Origin of the sequence: Streptomyces stelliscabiei, from assembly GCF_014873495.1 — a bacterium.
Classification (GTDB): domain Bacteria; phylum Actinomycetota; class Actinomycetes; order Streptomycetales; family Streptomycetaceae; genus Streptomyces; species Streptomyces bottropensis.
On sequence record NZ_JADBGF010000001.1, the window covers coordinates 3663136 to 3684666 of the forward strand.

Annotated in this window: 18 protein-coding genes; 5 read left to right on the forward strand and 13 right to left on the reverse strand. The window is 73.4% G+C overall.

The window, feature by feature from the left end:
* The first annotated feature begins 50 nt into the window (after positions 1–50).
* The 3 genes from H4687_RS15930 to H4687_RS15940 all read left to right on the forward strand — a co-directional run bounded on the left by H4687_RS15930 (position 51) and on the right by H4687_RS15940 (position 3870).
* Positions 51–1088, forward strand: coding sequence for a 5-dehydro-4-deoxyglucarate dehydratase (locus H4687_RS15930; RefSeq protein WP_078907152.1), 1038 nt, complete (start codon positions 51–53; stop codon positions 1086–1088).
* Positions 1085–2380, forward strand: coding sequence for a glucarate dehydratase family protein (locus tag H4687_RS15935; RefSeq protein ID WP_046915115.1), 1296 nt, complete (start codon positions 1085–1087; stop codon positions 2378–2380). Before H4687_RS15930 ends, H4687_RS15935 begins: the two co-directional genes overlap by 4 nt.
* Positions 2381–2760: 380 nt before the next feature.
* Positions 2761–3870 carry a carbohydrate kinase family protein gene (locus H4687_RS15940; protein ID WP_097250198.1) on the forward strand — a complete coding sequence of 370 codons (1110 nt, stop codon included), beginning with the start codon at positions 2761–2763 and terminating at the stop codon, positions 3868–3870.
* Between the two features lie 12 nt (positions 3871–3882).
* Here H4687_RS15940 and H4687_RS15945 read toward each other — a convergent pair whose 3' ends face one another.
* The 10 genes from H4687_RS15945 to hrcA form a co-directional block, all read right to left on the reverse strand.
* Positions 3883–4875, reverse strand: a complete 993-nt coding sequence (locus H4687_RS15945; protein ID WP_046914257.1) for an adenosine deaminase — start codon at positions 4873–4875, stop codon at positions 3883–3885.
* A gap of 20 nt (positions 4876–4895) precedes the next feature.
* Positions 4896–5804 (reverse strand): ribonuclease Z, encoded by a 909-nt coding sequence (locus H4687_RS15950; RefSeq protein WP_046914258.1) that lies wholly within the window; start codon positions 5802–5804, stop codon positions 4896–4898.
* 6 nt (positions 5805–5810) lie between these two features.
* Positions 5811–6164 carry an HIT domain-containing protein gene (locus H4687_RS15955; RefSeq protein WP_046914259.1) on the reverse strand — a complete coding sequence of 118 codons (354 nt, stop codon included), beginning with the start codon at positions 6162–6164 and terminating at the stop codon, positions 5811–5813.
* A gap of 227 nt (positions 6165–6391) precedes the next feature.
* The gene (locus H4687_RS15960; RefSeq protein WP_046914260.1) at positions 6392–9616 is read right to left on the reverse strand and encodes a S41 family peptidase; all 3225 of its coding nucleotides are present in this window, start codon (positions 9614–9616) and stop codon (positions 6392–6394) included.
* Between the two features lie 85 nt (positions 9617–9701).
* Positions 9702–10166, reverse strand: a complete 465-nt coding sequence (locus H4687_RS15965) for a hypothetical protein (protein ID WP_046914261.1) — start codon at positions 10164–10166, stop codon at positions 9702–9704.
* Positions 10167–10347: 181 nt separating this feature from the next.
* Positions 10348–10740, reverse strand: a complete 393-nt coding sequence (locus H4687_RS15970) for a VOC family protein (protein WP_046914262.1) — start codon at positions 10738–10740, stop codon at positions 10348–10350.
* A gap of 43 nt (positions 10741–10783) precedes the next feature.
* Entirely contained in the window at positions 10784–11524 is a 741-nt protein-coding gene (locus H4687_RS15975) for a 16S rRNA (uracil(1498)-N(3))-methyltransferase (protein WP_005479258.1), read from the reverse strand.
* On the reverse strand, positions 11521–12630 hold the full coding sequence (locus H4687_RS15980; RefSeq protein WP_046914263.1) for a nitronate monooxygenase: 1110 nt from the start codon (positions 12628–12630) through the stop codon (positions 11521–11523). The genes H4687_RS15975 and H4687_RS15980 overlap by 4 nt, the downstream gene beginning before the upstream one ends.
* A 165-nt stretch (positions 12631–12795) precedes the next feature.
* On the reverse strand, positions 12796–13929 hold the full coding sequence (dnaJ, locus tag H4687_RS15985; protein ID WP_005479261.1) for a molecular chaperone DnaJ: 1134 nt from the start codon (positions 13927–13929) through the stop codon (positions 12796–12798).
* Entirely contained in the window at positions 13930–14946 is a 1017-nt protein-coding gene (gene hrcA, locus H4687_RS15990) for a heat-inducible transcriptional repressor HrcA (RefSeq protein WP_046914266.1), read from the reverse strand. It lies immediately after the preceding gene.
* Positions 14947–15220: 274 nt separating this feature from the next.
* Here hrcA and H4687_RS15995 point away from each other — a divergent pair, with 274 nt between their 5' ends.
* Both H4687_RS15995 and H4687_RS16000 read left to right on the forward strand, forming a co-directional pair.
* Complete coding sequence (locus H4687_RS15995) at positions 15221–15961, forward strand: MBL fold metallo-hydrolase (protein WP_046914264.1); 741 nt, start codon at positions 15221–15223, stop codon at positions 15959–15961.
* Positions 15962–16026: 65 nt separating this feature from the next.
* On the forward strand, positions 16027–16851 hold the full coding sequence (locus H4687_RS16000) for a DUF3097 domain-containing protein (protein WP_050398239.1): 825 nt from the start codon (positions 16027–16029) through the stop codon (positions 16849–16851).
* On the opposite strand, the gene H4687_RS16005 is transcribed toward H4687_RS16000, so the two are convergent.
* The 3 genes from H4687_RS16005 to H4687_RS16015 all read right to left on the reverse strand — a co-directional run bounded on the left by H4687_RS16005 (position 16820) and on the right by H4687_RS16015 (position 21473).
* Positions 16820–17398 (reverse strand): Uma2 family endonuclease, encoded by a 579-nt coding sequence (locus H4687_RS16005; RefSeq protein WP_046919568.1) that lies wholly within the window; start codon positions 17396–17398, stop codon positions 16820–16822. The two genes, H4687_RS16000 and H4687_RS16005, sit on opposite strands and share 32 nt — an antisense overlap.
* A gap of 99 nt (positions 17399–17497) precedes the next feature.
* Positions 17498–18730, reverse strand: a complete 1233-nt coding sequence (hemW, locus tag H4687_RS16010) for a radical SAM family heme chaperone HemW (protein WP_046919569.1) — start codon at positions 18728–18730, stop codon at positions 17498–17500.
* Between the two features lie 31 nt (positions 18731–18761).
* Positions 18762–21473, reverse strand: coding sequence for a SpoIIE family protein phosphatase (locus H4687_RS16015; protein ID WP_050398238.1), 2712 nt, complete (start codon positions 21471–21473; stop codon positions 18762–18764).
* Between the last annotated feature and the right edge of the window lie 58 nt (positions 21474–21531).

Genomic DNA, 21531 nt, shown 5'->3' on the forward strand with positions numbered 1-21531 from the left:
CTTACCTAATCTCCATCTTCATACATAGATGACGTCTCCATAGGAAGATGATGCGCGTGGGCCTCGACACGGACTCGGCGGCCGAACCGGGGAACGACCCGGTCACGGACCGCTTCACGGACGCGGTCCGGCGGCTGCGGCACGGCATGACGCAGGGCGTCCTGTCGTTCCCGCTCACCAGCTTCGGCTCCGACCTCTCCCTCGACCTCGACGGCTTCCGCGCGCACCTCGACGCGCAGGTCGCCACCGGCCCCGGCGCCGTCTTCCCCGCCTGCGGCACCGGTGAGTTCTTCTCGCTCGACGAGGACGAGTACCGGCAGGTCGTGACCGCCGCCGTGGAGGTCACGGCCGGCCGGGTGCCCGTCGTCGCGGGCATCGGCTACGGCTGGGCGCAGGCCGTACGGTTCGCGCGGATCGCCGAGGAGGCGGGCGCCGACGCCCTGCTCGTGCTGCCGCACTACCTGGTCGCCGCCCCGCAGGAGGGCCTGGTCCGGCAGCTGGAGGAGATCGCCGCCCGCACCCGGCTGCCGCTCGTCGCCTACCAGCGCGGCCAGGTCGCGTTCACCGCCGATGCGCTGCGGAGGATCGCCCGGATCCCGCACGTCGTCGGCCTCAAGGACGGCCACAGCGACCTCGACCGGCTCCAGCGCCTCACCCTCGCCGCCCCCGCGGACTTCCTCTTCTTCAACGGTGCCTCCACCGCCGAGATCCAGGCCCGCGCGTACGCCGCCGTCGGCGTCCCCGCCTACTCCTCCGCCGTGCACGCCTTCGCGCCCGAGATCGCCGGCGCCTTCTTCGACGCGCTGCGCCGCGGCGACGACACGGCGGTGGACCGGCTGCTCCGCGGGTTCTACGTCCCGCTCGTCGAGCTGCGCGACCGCCGGCCCGGGTACGCGGTCTCGCTGGTCAAGGCGGCGGCCCGGCTGCGCGGCCGTCCCGTCGGCCCCGTACGCGCCCCGCTCACCGACCCCTCGCCCGCCGACCTCGCGGACCTGGAGAAGCTGCTCGCAGAGGGCCTCGACCTCGTCGGCGGCCTCACCTCCGCCCCCGCCGCGTCCGCCGTCCCGACCGCAGGAGCCGCCCTGTGACCCGCGACCTGACCATCACCGAGGTCCGGCTGACCCCGATCCTGGTCGCCGACCCGCCGCTGCTGAACACGCAGGGCGTGCACCAGCCGTACACCCCCCGGCTCATCGTGGAGGTCGTCACCGCCGACGGGACCACGGGAGTCGGTGAGACGTACGGCGACACCAAGTACCTGGAGCTGGCACGGCCGTTCGCCGAGAAGCTGGTCGGCCGGCCGGTCGGCGATCTGAACGGGCTGTCCGCTCTCGCCGACGAGGTGGCGGTCGACGGGGCACGGGTCTCCGGGCAGGTCGACGTGGGCGGGCTGCGCGGTGTCCAGACCGCCGACAAGCTGCGGCTGTCGGTCGTGTCGGGGTTCGAGGTCGCCTGCCTCGACGCGCTCGGCAAGGCACTGGGGCTGCCCGTGCACGCGCTGCTCGGCGGGAAGGTGCGCGACCGCGTGGAGTACAGCGCGTACCTCTTCTACAGGTGGGCGGAGCATCCCGAGGGCGTTTCCTGCGAGAAGGACGACTGGGGAGCGGCCGTGGACCCGGCCGGGGTCGTGGAGCAGGCCCGGAAGTTCAAGGAGCGGTACGGGTTCACGTCGTTCAAACTCAAGGGGGGTGTCTTCCCGCCGGACGAGGAGATCGCGGCGGTTCGCGCGCTGGCCGAGGCGTTCCCCGGGCACCCGCTGCGGCTGGACCCCAACGGGGCCTGGTCCGTGGCGACTTCCCTCAAGGTCGCGGACGCGCTGGCCGACGTCCTCGAATACCTGGAGGACCCGGCGCTCGGAACGCCCGCGATGGCCGAGGTGGCCGCGGGGACGTCCGTGCCGCTGGCCACCAACATGTGCGTGACGACCGTCGCGGAGATCGAGGAGGCGTTCACCAAGGGGGCCGTGCAGGTCGTCCTCTCCGACCACCACTACTGGGGCGGGCTGCGCAGCACGCGTGAACTCGCCGCGATCTGCCGGGCGTTCGGTGTCGCGGTGTCCATGCACTCCAACACGCATCTGGGGATCAGCCTGGCGGCGATGACGCACGTGGCGTCCACGGTCCCCGACCTCCACCACGCCTGCGACTCCCACTACCCCTGGCAGTCGGAGGACGTCCTCACCTCCCGGCTCACGTTCGAGAACGGGGCGGTCCGGGTCTCGGACGCGCCCGGACTGGGCGTCGAACTCGACCGCGACCAGCTGGACCGCCTGCACCGCCGCTGGCTGAACGACGACGGCGCCCTCAGGGACCGCGACGACGCGGCGGCGATGCGGGTCGCCGAACCGGGGTGGGTGACACCGCGAGTGCCTCGCTGGTAGCGGCGGTGGGTCGTTCGTCGGCCGCGGCCCGGTGGGGCTTCTCGCGCAGTTCCCCGCGCCCCTGAAAGCACCAGGCCCAGCGGGCCTGAGAGCGCCGGGCTGCGGCCTGAAGACGTAGGGCCGCGGGCCTGAAAGGCGCCGGGCGCAGCCCGTGCCTCTCAGGGGCGCGGGGAACCGCGCGAGCAACCCCCACGCACCCGCGGCCGCCAGAATCCGGAAGGGACCGATCCGAAAGGCGTTCTGCGGGGTCACAGGGGCGGCAGCCCCCGCAGAACGCCCCCACCCGCACCACACACCCAGGGCCCACCCCGCGCCCCCCGCCCCCCAGCGGAGCACTTGGTGCAGACTTACTGGATCCGCACCACGCCAGGGAGCACATCGTGACCGCGTTCAGGGGAGAGCGACCGCACCGGCACCAGGTGGACCCGCTGAGGTCCCTGAGAGCACCGGACGACCCGCCCTGGGACGTCTACCTGACCGGCACCGTCTTCCTCGACATCATCTTCACCGGCCTCGACTCCGCCCCGGTGCGCGGCACGGAGTCCTGGGCCCGCGGCATGGGATCGAGCCCCGGCGGCGTGGCCAACATGGCCACGGCCCTGGCCCGGCTGGGCCTGAAAACCTCCCTCGCGGCGGCCTTCGGCGACGACCACTACGGCGAGTACTGCTGGGACGCCCTGGAACAGGGCGAGGGCATCGACCTCTCCGCCTCCCGCACGGTCCTCGGCTGGCACTCCCCGGTCACGGTCTCCATGGCCTACGAGGGCGAACGCACCATGGTCTCCCACGGCCACGCGGCACCCCCGGAGCAGTCCGAGCCGGAGTACCCGCCGCACGCCCGCGCCGCCGTCGCCTCCCTCACGCCCGGCGTGCGCGCCCCCTGGATCGTGCGCGCCGCGAGCGAGGGCACCCGGGTCTTCGCGGACGTCGGCTGGGACGAGACCGGTGCCTGGGACCTGGCGGCCCTGCCCGATCTCGCCCACTGCGAGGCGTTCCTGCCCAACGCCGCCGAGGCGATGCGCTACACCGGCGCCGACTGCCCCCGGGCCGCCGCCCGCGCCCTCACCGACCACGTCCCGGTGGCCGTGGTGACCCTCGGCGCGGAGGGCGCGTACGCCGTGGACGGCCGGACCGGCGAGACGGCGGAGGTGCCGGCCATCGCCGTGGAGGCCCTGGACCCCACGGGCGCGGGTGACGTGTTCGTCGCCGGCTTCGTCACCGGCACCCTCGCCGACTGGCCCCTCGCGGACCGGCTGGCCTTCGCCGGTCTGACCGCCGCGCTGTCGGTCCAGGAGTTCGGCGGTTCGCTGTCCGCCCCCGGCTGGTCGGAACTGGCCGCGTGGTGGCACCGGGTGCGGTCACTGGAGGACCAGGACCCCGCAGCACTGCGCCGGTACGCCTTCCTGGCGGACCTCCTGCCGAAGGACCACGTCAGCCCCTGGCCGCTGCGCCGGGCCGTCCCCACGATCGGCTTCCGCCGTTCGGCCTGACGGCGTCGCCCCTCACCCGAACTCGTAGGCGTCCACCTCGGCGAGATACCGGGCCCGCCGCTCCTCGTCGTGCTCCAGGAAGGAGGCGGTGAAGGAGTTGCGGGCCAGTTCGCGCAGCCGCTCCTCGCCGAGACCCAGCGTGCGCCCCACGGCGTCGAAGTTGTCGCCGGCGTAGCCGCCGAAGTAGGCCGGGTCGTCGGAGTTGACCGTGCAGAGCAGGCCCGCGTCGAGCATGGCGGGCAGCGGGTGGTCGGCGAGCGTGTCGACGGTCCGCAGCCGGACGTTCGACAACGGGCACAGCGTCAGCGGGATCCGGTCCCGTACCAGCCGCTCGACGAGGGCCGGGTCCTCCATGCACCGCAGGCCGTGGTCGACACGTTCGACACCGAGGACGTCGAGGGCCTCGGTGATGTACTCCGGCGGCCCCTCCTCCCCCGCGTGCGCGACCCGCCGCAGCCCCAGCGCGGCGGCCGCCTCGTACACCTCACGGAACTTGACCGGCGGATGCCCGACCTCGGCGGAGTCCAGCCCGATCCCGACGATCCGGTCGAGATACGGCTTCGCGGCCTCCAGGGTGTCGAGGGCCGACGCGGCGGACTCGTCGCGCAGGAAGCACATGATCAGCTGGGTGGAGATCCCGTGCGTCTCCTCGCTCCTGCCCAGCGCCCGCCACAGCCCCTCGACGACCGTCCCCATCCCGACACCGCGCGCGAGGTGGGCCTGCGGATCGAAGAAGATCTCCGCGTGCCGTACGCCCTGGGCGGCGGCGCGGGCCAGATAGGCGTCGGCGAGGTCGGCGAAGTCCCGCTCGGTGCGCAGGACGGCCATCAGCTCGTAGTACAGGTTCAGGAAGGACTGCAGATCCTCGAACTCGTACGCCGTGCGGAGCGCGTCCGTGTCCGCGTACGGCAGCGCCACCCCGTTCCGGGCGGCCAGCGCGAACGCCAGCTCCGGCTCCAGGGTGCCTTCGATGTGCAGGTGCAGTTCAGCTTTGGGGAGGGACATCAAAGCATCGTACGGCCGCTCTACCGCCGTTTCGGAAGCGCCACCCGCATCAGGTCGTGCGCCACGGTCAGCTCGCCCTCGAACCCGGCGGCCCGCGCCTGCCGTTCGAACTCGGCGGGCTCGGAGTACCGCTGGCTGAAGTGGGTGAGCACGAGATGCCGTACGCCGCAGTCACGGGCCACCGAGGCTGCCTGACCAGCCGTCAGATGCCCGTGGTCGACGGCGAGTTGGACGTCCTCGTCGAGGAACGTGGACTCGATGACGAGCATGTCGGCCGCGTCGGCGAGGGCGTAGACCCCGTCGCACAGCCGGGTGTCCATGACGAACGCGAACCGCTGGCCGCGCCGCGGCTCGCTCACGTCGTCCAGCGTGACGTCACCGACCGCGCCCTCCCGCTGGATCCGTCCGATGTCCGGCCCCTTGATGCCGCGCTCGGCGAGCCGCTCGGGCAGCATCCGGCGCCCGTCCGGCTCCACGAGCCGGTAGCCGTAGGACTCGACGGGGTGCGAGAGCCTGCGTGCGTCGAGGGTGTACGACGGTGTGGCGGCCAGTGTCACGCCCTCGCCGTCGACCGGCGCCTCGATCAGCCGGACCGTCTCCCGGTAGGCGGTGGCGTACCGCAGGCGGTCGAAGAACCGCTGCCCGGAGCGCGGGTAGTGCGCGGTGACGTCGTGCGGGACCCGGTCGAGGTTGATCCGCTGGACGACACCGGCCAGCCCCAGCGAGTGGTCGCCGTGGAAGTGGGTGACGCATATGCGGTTCAGGTCGTGCGCGGCGACCCCGGCGCGCAGCATCTGCCGCTGGGTGCCCTCCCCGGGGTCGAACAGCAGCCCCTCCGCGTCCCAGCGCAGCAGATAGCCGTTGTGGTTGCGGTGCCGGGTCGGGACCTGGCTGGCCGTGCCGAGGACGACCAGTTCACGTACGGACACGGTGCTCTACCCGGGGGGCCACTGCAGGCCGCGGCCGCCGACGACGTGGGCGTGCGCGTGGAACACGGTCTGGCCGGCGCCGGTGCCGGTGTTGAAGACGATGCGGTAGCTCTCCAGCTTGTCCTCGTCGGCGACGGCCTTCGTCTCGCGCAGGACGTCGGCGGCGAGGTCCGGGGCCGCGGCGGCGAGGGTCGCGGCGTCGGCGTAGTGCGCCTTCGGGATGACCAGGACGTGGGTCGGTGCCTGTGGATTGATGTCCCTGAACGCGACCGTCGTGTCGGTCTCCCGCACGATCGTCGCCGGTACGTGTCCCGCCACGATCCTGCAGAACAGACAGTCGTCCTGCGGCTCCCCAGCCATGCGTTGCCTCCCAGCCACCGGTGATCGCCTACCGGGGCATGCTATCGCCAGGGTGCGTCGTCGGGTGCGGGTCCGGTGGGGCTTCTCGCGCAGTTCCCCGCGCCCCTGAAGGCAACGGCCCCTGCGGGCCGTTGAAAAGCAGGGGGCGCAGCCCCTGCTTTTCAGGGGCGCGGGGAACTGCGCGACCAGCCCCCACGCACCCGCACCCGACAACGAGCCCCCGGCCCCTACGACGGCAGCGGCGGCGCCACCTTCGCCGGCGTCGACTCAAGCCCCTCCAGCGCGATCCGGATCGCCTCGTCGAGCTGGGGGTCGCGCCCGGCCGCGTGGTCCTGGGGCGCCTGCACGACCTCCACGTCCGGGTCGACCCCGTGGTTCTCGACCCCCCACCCGTACCCCTCCATCCAGAAGGCGTACTTCGGCTGGGTCACGAGCGTCCCGTCCACCAGCCGGTACCGGCTGTCGATCCCGACGACCCCACCCCACGTCCGCGTCCCCACGACCGGCCCGATCCCGAGCGCCTTGATCGCCGCGTTGACGATGTCCCCGTCAGACCCGGAGAACTCGTTGGCGACGGCGACGACGGGCCCCCGGGGCGCGTCGTCGGGGTAGCTGGTCGCGCGCATCCCGCGCGGCAGGTCCCAGCCGACGATCCGCCGGGCCAGCTTCTCCACCACGAGCTGGGAGGTGTGCCCGCCCCGGTTCTCCCGGACGTCCACGACGAGTCCCTCCCGGGCGACCTCCACCCGCAGGTCGCGGTGGAGCTGCGCCCAGCCGGAGCCGACCATGTCGGGTACGTGCAGATATCCGAGCCGGCCGCCGGATTTCTCGTGGACGTAGGCCCGCCGGTCCGCCACCCAGGCGTGGTACCGCAGCGGCTCCTCGTCGGAGATGGGCACCACCACGGGGTGCCGCAGATCCCCGCCGCCGGACGGCAGGACGGTCAGCTCGACCGCCTTGCCCGCCGTGCCGACGAGCAGCGGTCCGGGCCCGGCCACCGGGTCGACCGGCTGCCCGCCCACGGCGACGATCGCGTCCCCGGCCCGCACGGCCACACCCGGCGCGGCGAGCGGCGAGTGCGCGTCGGGGTCGGAGGTCTCGGAGGGCAGCACCCGGTCGATGCGCCACAGGGCCGACCCCTGCGGGCCGTCCTCGTGCCGGGAGACGTCCGCCCCGAGCAGCCCCTGCCGCCGGTCGCCGGAGGCGCCCCGGCCGCGCGGGGTGACGTAGGCGTGCGAGGTGCCCAGCTCGCCCTGCACCTCCCACAGCAGGTCCACGAGGTCGTCGTGGGTGGCCACGCGTTCCAGGACCGGGCGGTACCGGGCCAGGACGGCGTCCCAGTCCACCCCGCCGAGGTCCGGGCGCCAGAAGTTGTCCCGCATCAGACGGCCGGTCTCGTCGAACATCTGGCGCCATTCGGCGGCCGGGTCGACGGTCCGCCGTACGCGCGAGAGGTCGACGGTGATGTTGCTGTCGCTCTCGTCGTCGTTCGAGGCGCGCCGGTCGCTGGGGACGACCTTGAGCTTGCCGTCGGTCCACAGCAGGACCCGTTTGCCGTCGCCGCTGACGGCGACGTGGTCGGCGTCGGAGGCGAGGTACTCCAGGCGCCGCTGGGCGAGGTCGTAGCGCTCCAGGGACGTCTTGGGGTCGGGGTCGTCGGGGGTGGCCCGGGAGTGGCCGAGGACGCCGGTGACGGGGTGGCGCAGCCACAGGACGCCGTCCTTGGCGGCGCGGAGGGTCGAGTAGCGGCCGGCCTCGACCGGGAAGGGGACGATCCGGTCGGCGAGTCCGTCCAGGTCGATCCGGGTCGCCGGGGCGCCCTCGCTGTCCGGGGTCTCGTCCTTGTCGGGCGCCTCGAAGGGGCGGCCGTGCCGCTGCGGCCCGAAGGGCGACGGCGTGGTCGCGGCGAGCGTGATGAGGTGCGGCCGGGCCCCGCTGACGAAGTGGAGGTCGAAGACGTGTTCGTCGTAGACGGGGTCGAAGGCGCGGGCGGAGAGGAAGGCGAGGTGCTTGCCGTCGAGAGTGAACGTCGGCGAGAAGTCCTGGAAGCGCAGCGGGGTCGCCTCGGTGACGGACAGGTCGGCGGTGTTGGCGAGCTTGAGCTGACGCAGCGGGCGCGGGCCGGGGTGCGACCAGGCGAGCCAGGCGGAGTCGGGCGAGAAGACCAGCCCGGACACCTCGCCGTCCTCGCTCCGGTCGACCTCCCGCACCTCCCCCGTCTCCCGTTCGACGAGCAGGACCCGGCCGTCGTGGGCGGCGACGGCGACCCGGCTGCCGTCGGGCGCGACCGCGAGCCCGAGGACCCGGCCCAGCTGCCCCGCGGCGAGCCGGCGCGGGGTGGCGCCCGGGGCGGGACCGGTCGCCGGGGCGAACTCCAGCCCGTCGTCGCCCTCCGCGTCCGTCACCCACACCACCCACTCCTCGCCCTCCACCCGGAAGGTGCGCGGCAGCCGGGCCCGTACGCCGTCCTCGGCGACGAGCGCGCGGGCGGGGCCGGAGCGATGGGTGACCCAGTGGATCGAGCCGCGTACGGAGACGGCGCTGCCCCGGGCCGTGTGGTCGGGCGAGGCGGAGCCGAGCCAGCGGGAGGCGTTCACCGGGAACGGCTGGAGGTCGACGCGCTGTCCGCCGAGCCGGATGTCGAGCCCGCGCGGCTCGGCCCCGTCCAGGTCGTCCAGGAGCCACAGTTCACCGGCGGACGCGTACACGACCCGGGTGCCGTCGGTGGCCGCGTGCCGGGCGTAGAAACCGTCGAGCGGGGTGTGGCGGCGCAGGTCCGAGCCGTCCGCGAGGGAGGAGTACAGCGCCCCGACGCCCTCGTGGTCGGAGAGGAACGCGATCCGGTCACCCACCCACAGCGGGTACTCGATGTTCCCGTCCAAGTCGGCGTGCAGCCGCGCGAATTCGCCGGCGCCCTCGCCGTCCCCACCCGCGCGGTCGATCCACAGCTTGCCCGCCGTGCCGCCCCGGTACCGCTTCCACCAGGCGGCCTCGCGGCCCATCGGCGCGGACAGCAGCACGGTCGCGGGGCCGTGGGCGACATCACCGACCGGCCCGTACGGGAGGGTGGTGGCCGGGCCGCCGTCGAGCGGGACGGCGCGTGCCCAGCTGCGCCGGAGGCTGGCCTGTCCGTGGGTGCTGAGCGCGAGGACCCGGCCCTCGGGCGTCCAGCCGCGCACCTGGGTGCGCCAACTGCCCCAGTACGTCAGGCGCTTGGCCGAACCGCCGTCGACGGGGGCGACATGCACCTCGGGCGCGCCGTCCCGCGTGGAGGTCCACGCGACGGTGGTGCCGTCCGGGGAGATCCGGGGATGGTTCACGGGCACGTTGTCCGCGCTGACCCGCCAGGCACGGCCGCCGTCCAGAGGCGCGACCCACACGTCGTCCTCGGCGGTGAAGGCGACCAGGTCGCCGTGCAGGTGCGGATACCGGAAATACGCGAGCTGAGTCACCCGGTCACTGTAAGCAGCGTTCGGCCTGATTGGGAGGGGTTTGGATCATGTCCCTCGCGCGGAACCATGTCCCTCGCGCGGGGCCTCACTTGCCCACGGGCGCGCACGCCGGGTCCTTCTGGCACCAGATGGTCTGGGTGACGGTGACCGTCACGGTCGGTCCCGGCCGGTCGGGATCGCGCGGCCCGTTGCTCGGGGCGGGGGCGTCGCAGTTGCCGAGCCCCTCGACGTGGAACCACTCCTTGCCGCCGACCTTCGCGGTCAGGTCCCCGCGTACGCACCTGCCGTTGACCTCCTTCGTCACCTTCCCGGTGAGGCTGATGTCCCGGCCTTCCTTGTCCTCGCCCGTGCAGTCGACGTTCGCGACGGTGGCGACGGACGCGGACGGCGACCCGGACTTCCTTCCCGCGTCGCCGTCGTACGAGGCCGTGCAGGTGAGCCACCGGACGTCGAGGCCCTCCCGCTCCAGCTCCTTGGTGGCCAGCTGGTCCGTCGTGAACGCGACCGCGCCGGTGTTGAGCCCGCCGCCCTCGCAGGCCACCAGGCTCATGACAGCGCCGAGTCCGAGCCCGGCTCCCAGCAGGAGCCGGCGCCCGCCGGTCCGGTGCGACCTGACACGCCTCCATACCCGCATGCACGGCAGCCTGCCACCGCCCGCCGCGTCACGGAAGACCGCGTGCGGCCATGCCGCCGGGAAGGGTGAACCGGGGTTGCGCGGGCGCGCGGCCGCCTCAGCCGCGCATCAGCAGCCATTCCTGCAGCTCCACCAAGTTCCCCTCGGGGTCCTTGAGATGGGCCACGCGCATCCGGTCGGTCATGGGCGCGGGCCCGTGCAGGAGGCGTGCGCCGCGTTCGGTGATCTGCTCGCAGTACGCGTCGAGGTCGTCGACCCGCAGGACGACCAGCGACCGGTGCCCGTTCGCCGCGTCGGCCAGCTCCCCGAGGACCTCCGCCATCATCGCCCGGTCCTGCAGGGCGATCCCCGCGGACCCGATCGCCGGACTGAACTTCTCGTAGGGCCCCTCGGCCGCCCCGGACTGCGGCTTCAGCCCGAGGACATCGGCGTAGAAGCGATAGCACGCGGCGAAGTCGGAGACGAGCAGCCTTACTTGGGCGAGTTCCACGATGCTCCCAGGGGTTGTGGGGACGGGGCCCGGACCGGGGCGGTCAGGACCAGCGTCCGGTTCTGCCCAGCAGCAGCGCCCCGGCCGCCGTCCCGGCGGTCGACGTGCGCAGCACACTGGGCCCGAGTCTGTACGCCCCCGCGCCCGCCTCGCCGAAGAGCGCCAGCTCCTCCGGCGACACGCCCCCCTCGGGCCCCACGACGAGCACGATCTCCCCGGCCGTCGGCAGCTCGGCCGTGGCCAGTGTCTCGTCGCCGCTCTCGTGCAGGACGGCGGCGAAGTCGGCGTTCGCCAGCAGTGCCGCGACCTGCTTGCTCGTGGCCGCGTCCGCGACCTCGGGGAAGCGCGTCCGGCGGGACTGCTTGCCCGCCTCCCGCGCGGTGGCCCGCCACTTGGCGAGCGCCTTCAGCCCCCGCTCGCCCCGCCACTGCGTGATGCAGCGGGAGGCGGCCCAGGGCACGATCGCGTCGATGCCGACCTCGGTCATGGTCTCCACGGCCAGTTCGCCCCGGTCGCCCTTGGGCAGCGCCTGGACGACGGTGAGACGGGGCTGCGCGGGAAGCTCCTCCACCAGGCCCCCCGTGTCCATGACGACCAGCCGGTCCTTGCCCTCGGCGGCCTTCACCACGCCGTTCAGCCACCGGCCCCGCCCGTCGGTGAGGACGACGTCCTCACCGGGCTGCAGCCGCTTCACCGAGACGGCGTGCCGCCCCTCGGGGCCGTCGACCACGATCTCCGGTCCCAGGCCGTCGAACCCGTCCACCACGAACACCGGCGCGGTCATCGGCCCTCGCTCCCGCCCCGGGCCCCGCCCGTCCCGCCGACCCGCGCGGCGGCCTGCTCGGCCTGCGCGGCGGCGATCTCGGCGGCCAGCACCCCGACCAGTTCCCCGGCCGGCAGGTCCCGGGCCATCCGGTGCCCCTGCCCGGCCCACAGCGCCATGCCCTGCGCGTCGCCGGACTTGGCGGCGGCCTTGCGCAGCGGCGAGGTGAGGTGGTGGACCTCCGGGTAGGCGACCGGCGCGTACGGGCCGTGCTCGCGCAGGAAGCGGTTGAGCAGGCCACGGGCCGGGCGGCCGGAGAAGGCGCGGGTCAGCTCGGTGCGGACGAAGAGGGGGTCGGTCAGGGCCAGCTTGTGCACGGTGTGCGCGCCGGACTCGGGGGTGGCGAGGAAGGCCGTGCCGAGCTGGGCGGCGCTCACGCCCGCCGTGAGGAGGGCGGCGATCTGACCGCCGCGCATGATGCCGCCGGCCGCGACGATCGGCAGGGCCACGGCCTCGCGGACCTGTGCGACCAGGGCGAGCAGACCGACGCCGGCGCAGTCCCGCTCGGGGTCGTCCCGGTGCGTGCCCTGGTGGCCGCCGGCCTCGACGCCCTGCACGATCACGGCGTGGGCCCCGGACCGCTCCACGGCCTGGGCCTCCTCCGCCGAGGTCGCGGTGACGAGGGTGAGCGTGCCCCTGCGGGCGAGGGACTCCACGACCTCCGGGGTCGGACAGCCGAAGTGGAACGACACCACCGGGACGGGGTTGTCGAGCAGCACGGCCAGCTTGGCCTCGTAGCCGTCGTCGCGTCCGCTGTCCGGGTCGCCCAGCTCGGCGTCGTACCAGGTGGCCTCACCGGCCAGCTGCTCCGCGTAGACGTCGACGGCGGCCGGCTCGGCGTACTCCGGCTGCGGCATGAACAGGTTCACGCCGAAGGGGCGCGAGGTCAGGGCCCGGAGCGCCTTGATCTCCTGGTACATCCCGTCGGCCGTCTTGTACCCGGCGGCGAGGAACCCCAGCCCACCCGCCTCGGACACGGCGGCGGCCAGCCGCGGCACGGACACGCCGCCCGCCATGGGGGCCTGCACGATCGGCAGCGGGACGAGATCGGTCAGCGCGGAGGACATGACGGCATGTTGCCATGCCCAGGGGTCCCAGCCGAATCGAGTGCGGCCATCTGTTCGACCTCGGCTCGGTGGGGGCTTCTCGCGCAGTTCCCCGCGCCCCTGAGAAGCAGGGGCGCGGGGAACTGCGCGAGAAGCCCCACTCGGCCGCACCCGACGAACAACCGGTCAGCGCCCGTTGAACGCGTCCTTCAGCCGGGAGAACAACCCCTGCTGTCCGGGCTGGAACTGCCCCGTGGGCCGCTCCTCACCCCGAAGCACCGCGAGCTGCCGCAGCAGCGCCTCCTGCTCGGGATCCAGCTTCGTCGGCGTCTGCACCTCGACGTGGACGATGAGATCGCCCCGGCCGCCGCCCCGCAGATGCGTGACACCCCGGCCGTGCAACGGGATCGACTGCCCGGACTGGGTCCCGGGCCGGATGTCGACCTCCTCCAGACCGTCCAGCGTCTCCAGCGGCACCTTCGTGCCGAGCGACGCCGCCGTCATCGGGATCGTCACCGTGCAGTGCAGATCGTCTCCGCGCCGCTGGAACGTCGAGTGCGGCAGCTCGTGGATCTCTACGTAGAGATCACCGGCGGGACCGCCGCCGGGCCCGACCTCGCCCTCACCGGCGAGCTGGATCCGCGTGCCGTTGTCCACACCGGCCGGGATCTTGACCGTGAGCGTCCGCCGCGACCGCACCCGTCCGTCGCCCGCGCACTCGGGGCACGGGTTGGGGACGATCGTGCCGAACCCCTGGCACTGCGGGCAGGGCCGGGAGGTCATGACCTGGCCGAGGAAGGACCGCGTGACCTGCGAGACCTCACCACGGCCGCGGCACATGTCACAGGTCTGGGCGGTCGTGCCCGGGGCCGCGCCCTCGCCGCTGCACGTCGTGCAGACGATGGCGGTGTCGACCTGGATGTCCTTCGTCGTGCCGAAGGCCGCCTCGTCGAGGTCGATCTCCAGCCGGATCATCGCGTCCTGTCCCCGGCGCGTGCGCGAGCGGGGACCCCGCTGCGACGCCGTGCCGAAGAAGGCGTCCATGATGTCCGAGAAGTTCCCGAAGCCGCCGGCGCCGAAGCCGCCCGCGCCGCCGCCCGCCTGGGACAGGGGGTCGCCGCCGAGGTCGTAGACCTGCTTCTTCTGCGGGTCCGACAACACCTCGTAGGCGGCGTTGATCTCCTTGAACCGCTCCTGGGTCTTCGGATCGGGATTGACGTCCGGGTGCAGCTCGCGCGCGAGCCTCCGGAACGCCTTCTTGATCTCGTCCTGGGACGCGTCGCGGCGCACGCCGAGCACGGCGTAAAAGTCCGTGGCCACTTAAGACTCCGCCAGGATCTGTCCGACGTACCGTGCCACCGCTCGTACCGCTCCCATCGTTCCCGGATAGTCCATGCGCGTAGGTCCGACCACGCCCAGTTTCGCTACTGCCTCGCCGCCCGAACCGTAGCCGACGGAGACGACGGACGTGGAGTTGAGTCCCTCATACGCGTTCTCATGACCGATGCGTACGGTCATGCCCGAATCCCCGGCCTCGCCAAGCAACTTGAGGAGGACGACCTGCTCCTCCAAGGCTTCCAGAACGGGCCGGATGGTGAGGGGGAAGTCATGTCCGAAGCGGGTGAGATTGGCGGTTCCGCCGATCATCAGCCGCTCCTCGCTCTCCTCCACCAGCGCCTCCAGCAGGGTGGAGAGCACCGTGGAGACCGTGCCCCGGTCCTCCAGGTCGAAGGCCTCGGGCAGGTCCTCGACCAGTCTCGGCACATCCGTGAACCGGCGGCCCGCGACCTTGCTGTTGAGCCGGGCCCGCAGATCCGCGAGTGACGTTTCTCCGAACGGCGCCGGGCAGTCGACCAGCCGCTGTTCCACCCGTCCCGTGTCCGTGATCAGCACGAGCATCAGCCGGGCGGGGGCCAGCGACAGCAGCTCCACGTGCCGCACCGTCGACCGTGTGAGCGACGGATACTGCACGACGGCGACCTGCCGCGTGAGCTGCGCGAGCAGCCGTACGGTCCGCGCCACCACGTCGTCGAGGTCGACGGCGCCGTCCAGGAAGTTCTGGATGGCGCGCCGCTCGGGCGGGGTCATCGGCTTGACGCCGGCCAGCTTGTCGACGAAGAGCCGGTACCCCTTGTCGGTGGGGATGCGGCCCGCGCTGGTGTGGGGCTGGGCGATGAAGCCCTCGTCCTCCAGCGCCGCCATGTCGTTGCGGACGGTCGCCGGGGAGACGCCCAGGTTGTGCCGCTCCGTGAGCGCCTTGGAACCGACCGGCTCCTCGGTGCCCACGTAGTCCTGGACGATGGCGCGCAGCACCTGCAGCCTGCGTTCACTGAGCACCGCGCACACCTCCAGCTCGCTCTCCTGTGGCTTCCCCTTGGCACTCACCCCGGGCGAGTGCCAACACTCCCCGCCCAGTGTACGGCGGTGGGGTACGCCCCCGGCAAGGCCGGTCCAGCCATGTCATGGCGACGTGTACCGACCTGTCCGACGATGTCGGGCGACCGCCGGACCTCGCCCTACCGCCGGGTACGCGACGGCCGGCCCCCTCCGGCGGCCGAAAAGCGGCGGGGAGCCGCGGTGCGCCTCGGGGAGCTACGGCTAGCGTCGGCCCATGACGGTGACTTGGGAAGAGTGCGGGTGGCAGGGATTGACACCCCGGGTCGGACGGTGCCGCCTGCCCGGCTGGGACTGCACGGCCGGGCTGGTGGTCGGGGACGGTGCGGCCCTGCTGATCGACGCGGGTTCGAGCCTGCGGGAGGGCGCGCGGTTGCGCGCCGAGGCGTGTCGGCTGCTCGGTGGCGCCCGTGTGACACATCTCGCGCTCACCCATCCGCACTTCGACCATGTCTTCGGAGCGGCCGCGTTCGCCGGGGTGGAGGTCTTCGACGCGGTGGGGGTCGACGGCGTCCTGGCCCGCGACCGCGAGACCCTCCGCGCGGACGCCGTGCACCACGGCCTCCCCCCGGCGGACGCCACGGAGGCGGCCGACCTCCTCGTACGGCCCCGCCATCACGTGTCCGGCGAATGGACCCTCGACCTGGGCGGTGACCTGCGGGTCCTCCTGGCGAACGTGGGGCCGGGGCACACGGGCCACGACCTCGCGGTCCTGGTGCCGGGGACCCCGGACGGCTCACGGGAGGTCGTGTTCTGCGGGGACCTGGTGGAGGAGTCCGGCGAACCCCAGGCGGGCCCCGACGCGATCCCCGCCCGCTGGCCGGCCGCCCTGGACCGGCTGCTGGACCTCGGCGGCGAGGACGCGCTGTACGTGCCCGGCCACGGGGCGGTGGTGGACGCGACGTTCGTCCGGGCCCAGCGGGACGCGCTGGCCCGCCGTTTCGGCGTGTCGGGCTGAGGGGTTCCGGCGTGTCGGGCCGAGGGCGCGGGCATCCGGGTGCGGCTTCTCCTATCGTCACTCGAATGCGCCAGTACTCGCCCGATCTGACCCCTCCCTGGAAGAAGCCCTCTCCGGCTCCCGAGGTCCCGGCCGACCCCGGTCTGGTCGTCGAGGAACCCGGCACCGGCTTCTGCGGCGCGGTCGTCCGCTGCGAGGCGGGCACGGTGACCCTGGAGGACCGCTTCGGCAAGCACCGCGTGTTCCCGCTGGAACCCCGGGGCTTCCTGCTGGAGGGCCGGGTGGTGACGCTGGTGCGGCCCTCGTCGACGGCCCCGGCCCGTCCCTCCCGCACCGCCTCGGGTTCGGTGGCCGTCCCGGGCGCCCGCGCGCGTGTGGCCCGTGCCGGGCGCATCTACGTGGAGGGCCGCCACGACGCCGAGCTGGTCGAGAAGGTCTGGGGCGACGACCTGCGCGTCGAGGGCGTGGTCGTGGAGTACCTGGAGGGCGTGGACGACCTGCCCGCCATCGTCGCGGACTTCGCGCCGGGCCCGGACGCCCGTCTCGGGGTCCTGGTCGACCATCTGGTCCCCGGCAGCAAGGAGTCCCGGATCGCGGCGTCGGTGACCAGCGAGCACGCGCTCGTCGTCGGCCACCCGTACATCGACATCTGGGAGGCCGTGAAGCCGTCCGCGGTGGGCATCCCCGCGTGGCCGCGCGTACCGCGCGGGCAGGACTGGAAGACGGGGGTGTGCCGGGCGCTGGGGTGGCCGCCGGAGAACACGGGGGCGGTGTGGCAGGCGATCCTGGGGCGGGTGGGGTCCTACCGGGATCTGGAGCCGGAGTTGCTGGGGAGGGTGGAGGAGCTGATCGACTTCGTCACGGCAGCCGGTGAAGCCGCACCCCGGTGACCGTCCCGAACTCGCTCGTGTCCAGCTTCAGGTCGAGCGATTCGAGCACCACCGGATCACCGAACTTGGTGATCCACTGTCCACGGTAGTCAGCTTGGTCCCCTTGTCCTACCGGGTCGGTCAAGAGAACGCAGTGCGCCACAATGGGGTCGACGATCAGATAAGCGGGGATCCTGCCTGCCGCGTAGACAGATCGCTTGACGCCATAGTCCCGGTCGACACTCGTTTTCGAGACCACCTCGACCACCAAGGTGGCCAACTGAGAGGGAACCAGATTCCCCGAGGCAGGAGCCACACCGCGTTCCAGCACCAGCAGGTCCGGAATGGGCTCGCTGGCTTCGCCGACGATGTCGACATCCGTCGTCTGGAGCCGTTCCCAGCGCTTGCGCGGGATCTGATCCTGCACGTCCGCCACGATCCGGTTGTGCACCAGATCGGGAGCAGCCATCATCACGATTTCCCCCCGGAGGAGCTCGACCTTGACGCCCTCGGGAGGCTCAAGCTCCTCGAAGTACTTGGTCATTCCGCGCTCGTCCACAGCGGTCATCTCCATGGCCTCCATATCCGCCGCTTGCTGTCGGCGGCAGCCTACGAATCAGATTAGGTACCGAACTCCCGTTCCGCACCGATTCACCCACCCGAGTGATCAGTCCACCAAGTCCCGCACCACCGCGTCCGCCAGCAACCGCCCCCGCAGGGTGAGCACCGCGCGCCCCTCCTCGTACGGGCCCGCCTCCAGCAGCCCGTCCGACAGGGCGCGCCCGGCCGCCGCGAGGCCGTCCTCGCGCAGCAGGGACAGCGGGCAGCCCTCCCGCAGCCGCAGCTCCAGCAGGATGCGCTCGACCCGGCGGTCCTCGTCCGCCAGGAGTTCGCGCCCGGCGCCCGGCGACTTCCCCGCCGCCAGCGCGCCCGCGTACGCGCCGGGGTGCTTGACGTTCCACCAGCGCACGCCGCCGACGTGGCTGTGGGCGCCCGGCCCCGCGCCCCACCAGTCGGCGCCGCGCCAGTACAGCTCGTTGTGCAGGCAGCGTCCGGCCTCGGAGGTGGCCCAGTTGGAGACCTCGTACCAGTCGAACCCGGCGGCCGAGAGCATCTCCTCGGCGATGAGGTAACGGTCGGCGTGGACGTCGTCGTCGGTCATCGGCACCTCGCCCCGGCGGATGCGCCGCGCGAGCTGCGTGCCCTCCTCCACGATCAGCGCGTACGCCGAGACGTGATCCGGTCCGGCCCCGAGCGCGGCGTCCAGGGAGGCCCGCCAGTCGTCGTCGGACTCCCCCGGTGTGCCGTAGATCAGGTCGAGGTTGACGTGATCGAAGCCGACGGCGCGCGCCTCCGCGACGCAGGCCTCGGGGCGCCCCGGCGTGTGCGTACGGTCGAGGATCTTCAGGACGTGCTGCCGGGCGCTCTGCATCCCGAAGGAGAGCCGGTTGAAGCCGCCCGCGCGCAGGGTCTCCAGATAGGCGGGGTCGACCGACTCCGGGTTCGCCTCCGTCGTCACCTCCGCGTCGTCCGCGAGACCGAACTCGTCCCGGATCGCCCCCAGCATCCGTACGAGGTCGTCGGCGGCCAGCAGCGTGGGCGTGCCGCCGCCGACGAAGACGGTGCGGACGGGGCGCGGGTCGTCGCCGAGCACCTTGCGGGCGAGACGGATCTCGTCGAGGAGCGTGTCCGCGTAGTTGTCGCGGGAGGCGAGGACGCCGCCGGTGCCGCGCAGCTCGGTGGCGGTGTACGTGTTGAAGTCGCAGTAGCCGCAGCGGGTCGCGCAGTACGGGACGTGCAGATAGAACCCGAGGGGCCGCTCGGCCGCGCCGGCCAGGGCGCGCGCGGGCAGCGCGCCGTCGTCGGGGACGGGCTCACCGTCGGGGAGTGCGGAAGGCATGTCCCCCATTGTCCAGCACCCCCGCCGGTCCTCATTCCGCCCTCAGCACCAGCAGCGCGAGGTCGTCGTCGGGTGGCCCCTCCCCGAACTCGTGGACGAGTCGTCGGATGCGTTCGGCGATCAGCTGGGCGTCGAGCCCGGCGCAGCCGGAGAGCGCGCAGGCCAGACCGTCCCCGTCGTCGAACATGCGGGGGCCGCTGCGCCGCTCGGTGACGCCGTCGGTCACGCACAGCAGTGTGTCGCCGCGGCGCAGCTCGAACGTCTCGGAGACGTACTCGGTGTCCTCGATCACCCCGAGCAGCGTCTGCGGCTCGGCGACGGCCCGTACGTCGCCGTCGGGGCCCAGGAGCAGCGGCAGCGGGTGCCCGGCGGAGGCGAGGGTGCAGCGGACGCCGCCGTCGACGGGGACGAGTTCGCCGTAGAGGAGGGAGAGGAAGCGGGTCTGCGGGCCGTCGGGGTCGACGAGGCCGGGGTCTCCGGCCGTGACCAGGGCGCGGGCGGCGGCGTCGGCCGCCTCGGTGGCGTCGTCGAGGAGGAGCTGGTTGAGGCGGTCGAGCACGTCCGCGACGCCGTAGCCCTCGCGGGCGAGCAGCCGCAGCCAGGGCCGGGCGAGGCCGATGACGACGGCCGCCTCGGGGCCCTTGCCCTGGACGTCGCCGATCGCGAAGCACCAGCGGCCCCGGCCCGCCGGGAAGAGGTCGTAGAAGTCGCCGCTGGGTCCGCCCTTGTCGCACGGCTCGTAGACGAGCGCGCTCGACACGCCGGGGATCTCGGCGACCGCGCCCGGCAGCAGTCCGCGCTGCAGGACACGGCTGATGGTGGCCTGACGGGCGTACTGGCGGGCCGCGCCGATGGACAGCGCGATCCGTCGGCTGAGGTCCTCGACCAGCCCGGTCACCTCGTCGGGAAACCGCAGCAGCCCGGCCCGCCCGATCACCAGCGTGCCGAGCGGCCGCCCACCGGCGATGAGCCGATACGCGAGCGCGGCCCCGCCTTCGCCCTCCGGGCCCGAGCCGCCTCGGCCACGCGCCGCTCGGCCTCCGTGCTCCGCCGGCGGTCCGGGTGCGCGTCGGGGCGCCCCGGCCACTCCGGCTCTGTCGGTCACTCCGGCTTCGGCGGCCACTCCGGGCCCGTCGGCCACTCCGGCCACGTCCGCGACCGGCCCTCCTGCACCCTGCGGTCCAGGCCGGGCCGGGCCCCGGGACGCCGTGCCTTCGCCCACCGCGGCCGGCCTGGCCTCGCAGTGGGGTGCCCCGCGCTCCACCGGCCCGACCGCACCGGGGAGCACCCCGACGCCGGCCTCCGGCACCGGCACGGCTTCGCCCTGGGGGGCCTCGCCCGCACCGACCACCACCTGGCCGGCGACGCCCGCCATCGGCCCCGCTTCGGACCTGGGCGCCCCGCCCTCCCCCTCCGTCGAGGGCCTGTCCTCGCCCTCCCGCGCAGACACGCCTTCTGCCTCGTGCGTCCCGCTGCCCGTGCCGGCCGCCGAGCGCGGTCCGCCCCCGGCTCCGGTCCCCGTCTCCTCAGCCGGTCCAGGCGTCACGTCAGGAGCCGGACCCCGGGCAACCCCGGCCGCCCCATCCTCCGTAGCCGACCCCGCGCCCCGTCCGGACCGGGCCCCGCGCCCCGAATCCGGCTCCGTCGCCTCGGCCTCCGCCCCCTCCCCCAGCTCCGGCCACGGCACAGGCACTGCCCTCGATCGCACCGCGTCGGGCAGCCTCGGGGGGTTCTTCTCCAGGGCTCGGCGCAGTTCCTCGATGCGGTTCTCGCTGCCGTGCCAGACGCGGGCGAGGCGGGGCGCGGGGCCGAACGAGGCGTCGCCCGCGCGCCAGCCCAGACCCTCCTCCTCCAGCCACACCGCGCACCAGTCGGCCAGCCTCGGCACGAGCAGCTGCCCGGCGAGTGCGGCGACCAGGTCCTCGTCCAGCTGCCCGGTGAGCAGATCGGACGCCTCGGCGAGGAAGGAGAGGGCGCCCCGGTTCAGCCACTCCCGATCGCGCTCCCCACCGGGCCGGGGCACGGGCGCGACCAGATCGAGCGGGCGCACGCTCTGTGCGGAGTCACCGGCGTACGCCCGCGCATCCCAGGCGTCGTCGGCACGGTCCCCCAGGGCCCCTTCGGCCGCCGAGCCGCCCCCGTCCCCGCCGTACGGCTCGAACGCCCCCTCCACCGCCATCGCCCCGTCGACCGACAGCCGGGCCCAGACGGTCTTCACGCCGGTCCGGTAGGTGATCCCCCAGGCTTCGGAGAGCGCGGCGACCAGGCGCAGGCCCCTCCCGTACTCGGCTGCCCCGTAAGGCCGTTCGACGAGGTAGGGCCGTTCGGCGCCCTCGCCCCGTACCGCCCGGGAGGGGTGATGGTCCGAGACCTCCAGGAGCAGCCATCCGGGGGCGGTGGGGGCGTCGCGGCCGAGGCGGCAGAGCAGTTCGACATCGGTGCCGGCGTGGACGACCGCGTTGGTGACCAGCTCGCTGACCACCACGAGCACGTCCTCGACGAGGCGGGCCGAGAGCGCGGCGGCGCCGGGCAGGCCCAGCTCGGTCCACTCCGTGAGCGCGGCACCCACGAAGCGCCGGGCGGCTCCGGGCGCGAGCGGCCCGCCCGAAAGCGACAGGTGCGCCGTCGCGCGCCGGTCGAGCCCCGCGTACGCGGGCGCGGCGTACAGGGACTCGGAACCGACGCGCGCCGGCGCATCAGAAGCGCAGGACACGGTGTCCCGTTGCGTCGGAATGGCCCCCACTGAGCGGCTCCCTGAGAAAGTTCGGACGAATAGGCCTCAGGCGGCACGGCCAGAGTGA

Coding starts and splice junctions, on each gene's coding strand:
- H4687_RS15975 (WP_005479258.1), bottom strand. CDS start 11,524: ATGACCGCGCCGGTGTTCGTGGTGGACGGGTTCGACGGCCTGGGACCG.
- H4687_RS15980 (WP_046914263.1), bottom strand. CDS start 12,630: ATGTCCTCCGCGCTGACCGATCTCGTCCCGCTGCCGATCGTGCAGGCC.
- H4687_RS15955 (WP_046914259.1), bottom strand. CDS start 6,164: ATGGCTGGGGAGCCGCAGGACGACTGTCTGTTCTGCAGGATCGTGGCG.
- H4687_RS15945 (WP_046914257.1), bottom strand. CDS start 4,875: ATGTCCCTCCCCAAAGCTGAACTGCACCTGCACATCGAAGGCACCCTG.
- H4687_RS16000 (WP_050398239.1), top strand. CDS start 16,027: ATGCGCCAGTACTCGCCCGATCTGACCCCTCCCTGGAAGAAGCCCTCT.
- H4687_RS15965 (WP_046914261.1), bottom strand. CDS start 10,166: ATGAGCCTGGTGGCCTGCGAGGGCGGCGGGCTCAACACCGGCGCGGTC.
- H4687_RS15995 (WP_046914264.1), top strand. CDS start 15,221: ATGACGGTGACTTGGGAAGAGTGCGGGTGGCAGGGATTGACACCCCGG.
- H4687_RS16005 (WP_046919568.1), bottom strand. CDS start 17,398: ATGACCGCTGTGGACGAGCGCGGAATGACCAAGTACTTCGAGGAGCTT.
- H4687_RS15930 (WP_078907152.1), top strand. CDS start 51: ATGCGCGTGGGCCTCGACACGGACTCGGCGGCCGAACCGGGGAACGAC.
- hemW (WP_046919569.1), bottom strand. CDS start 18,730: ATGCCTTCCGCACTCCCCGACGGTGAGCCCGTCCCCGACGACGGCGCG.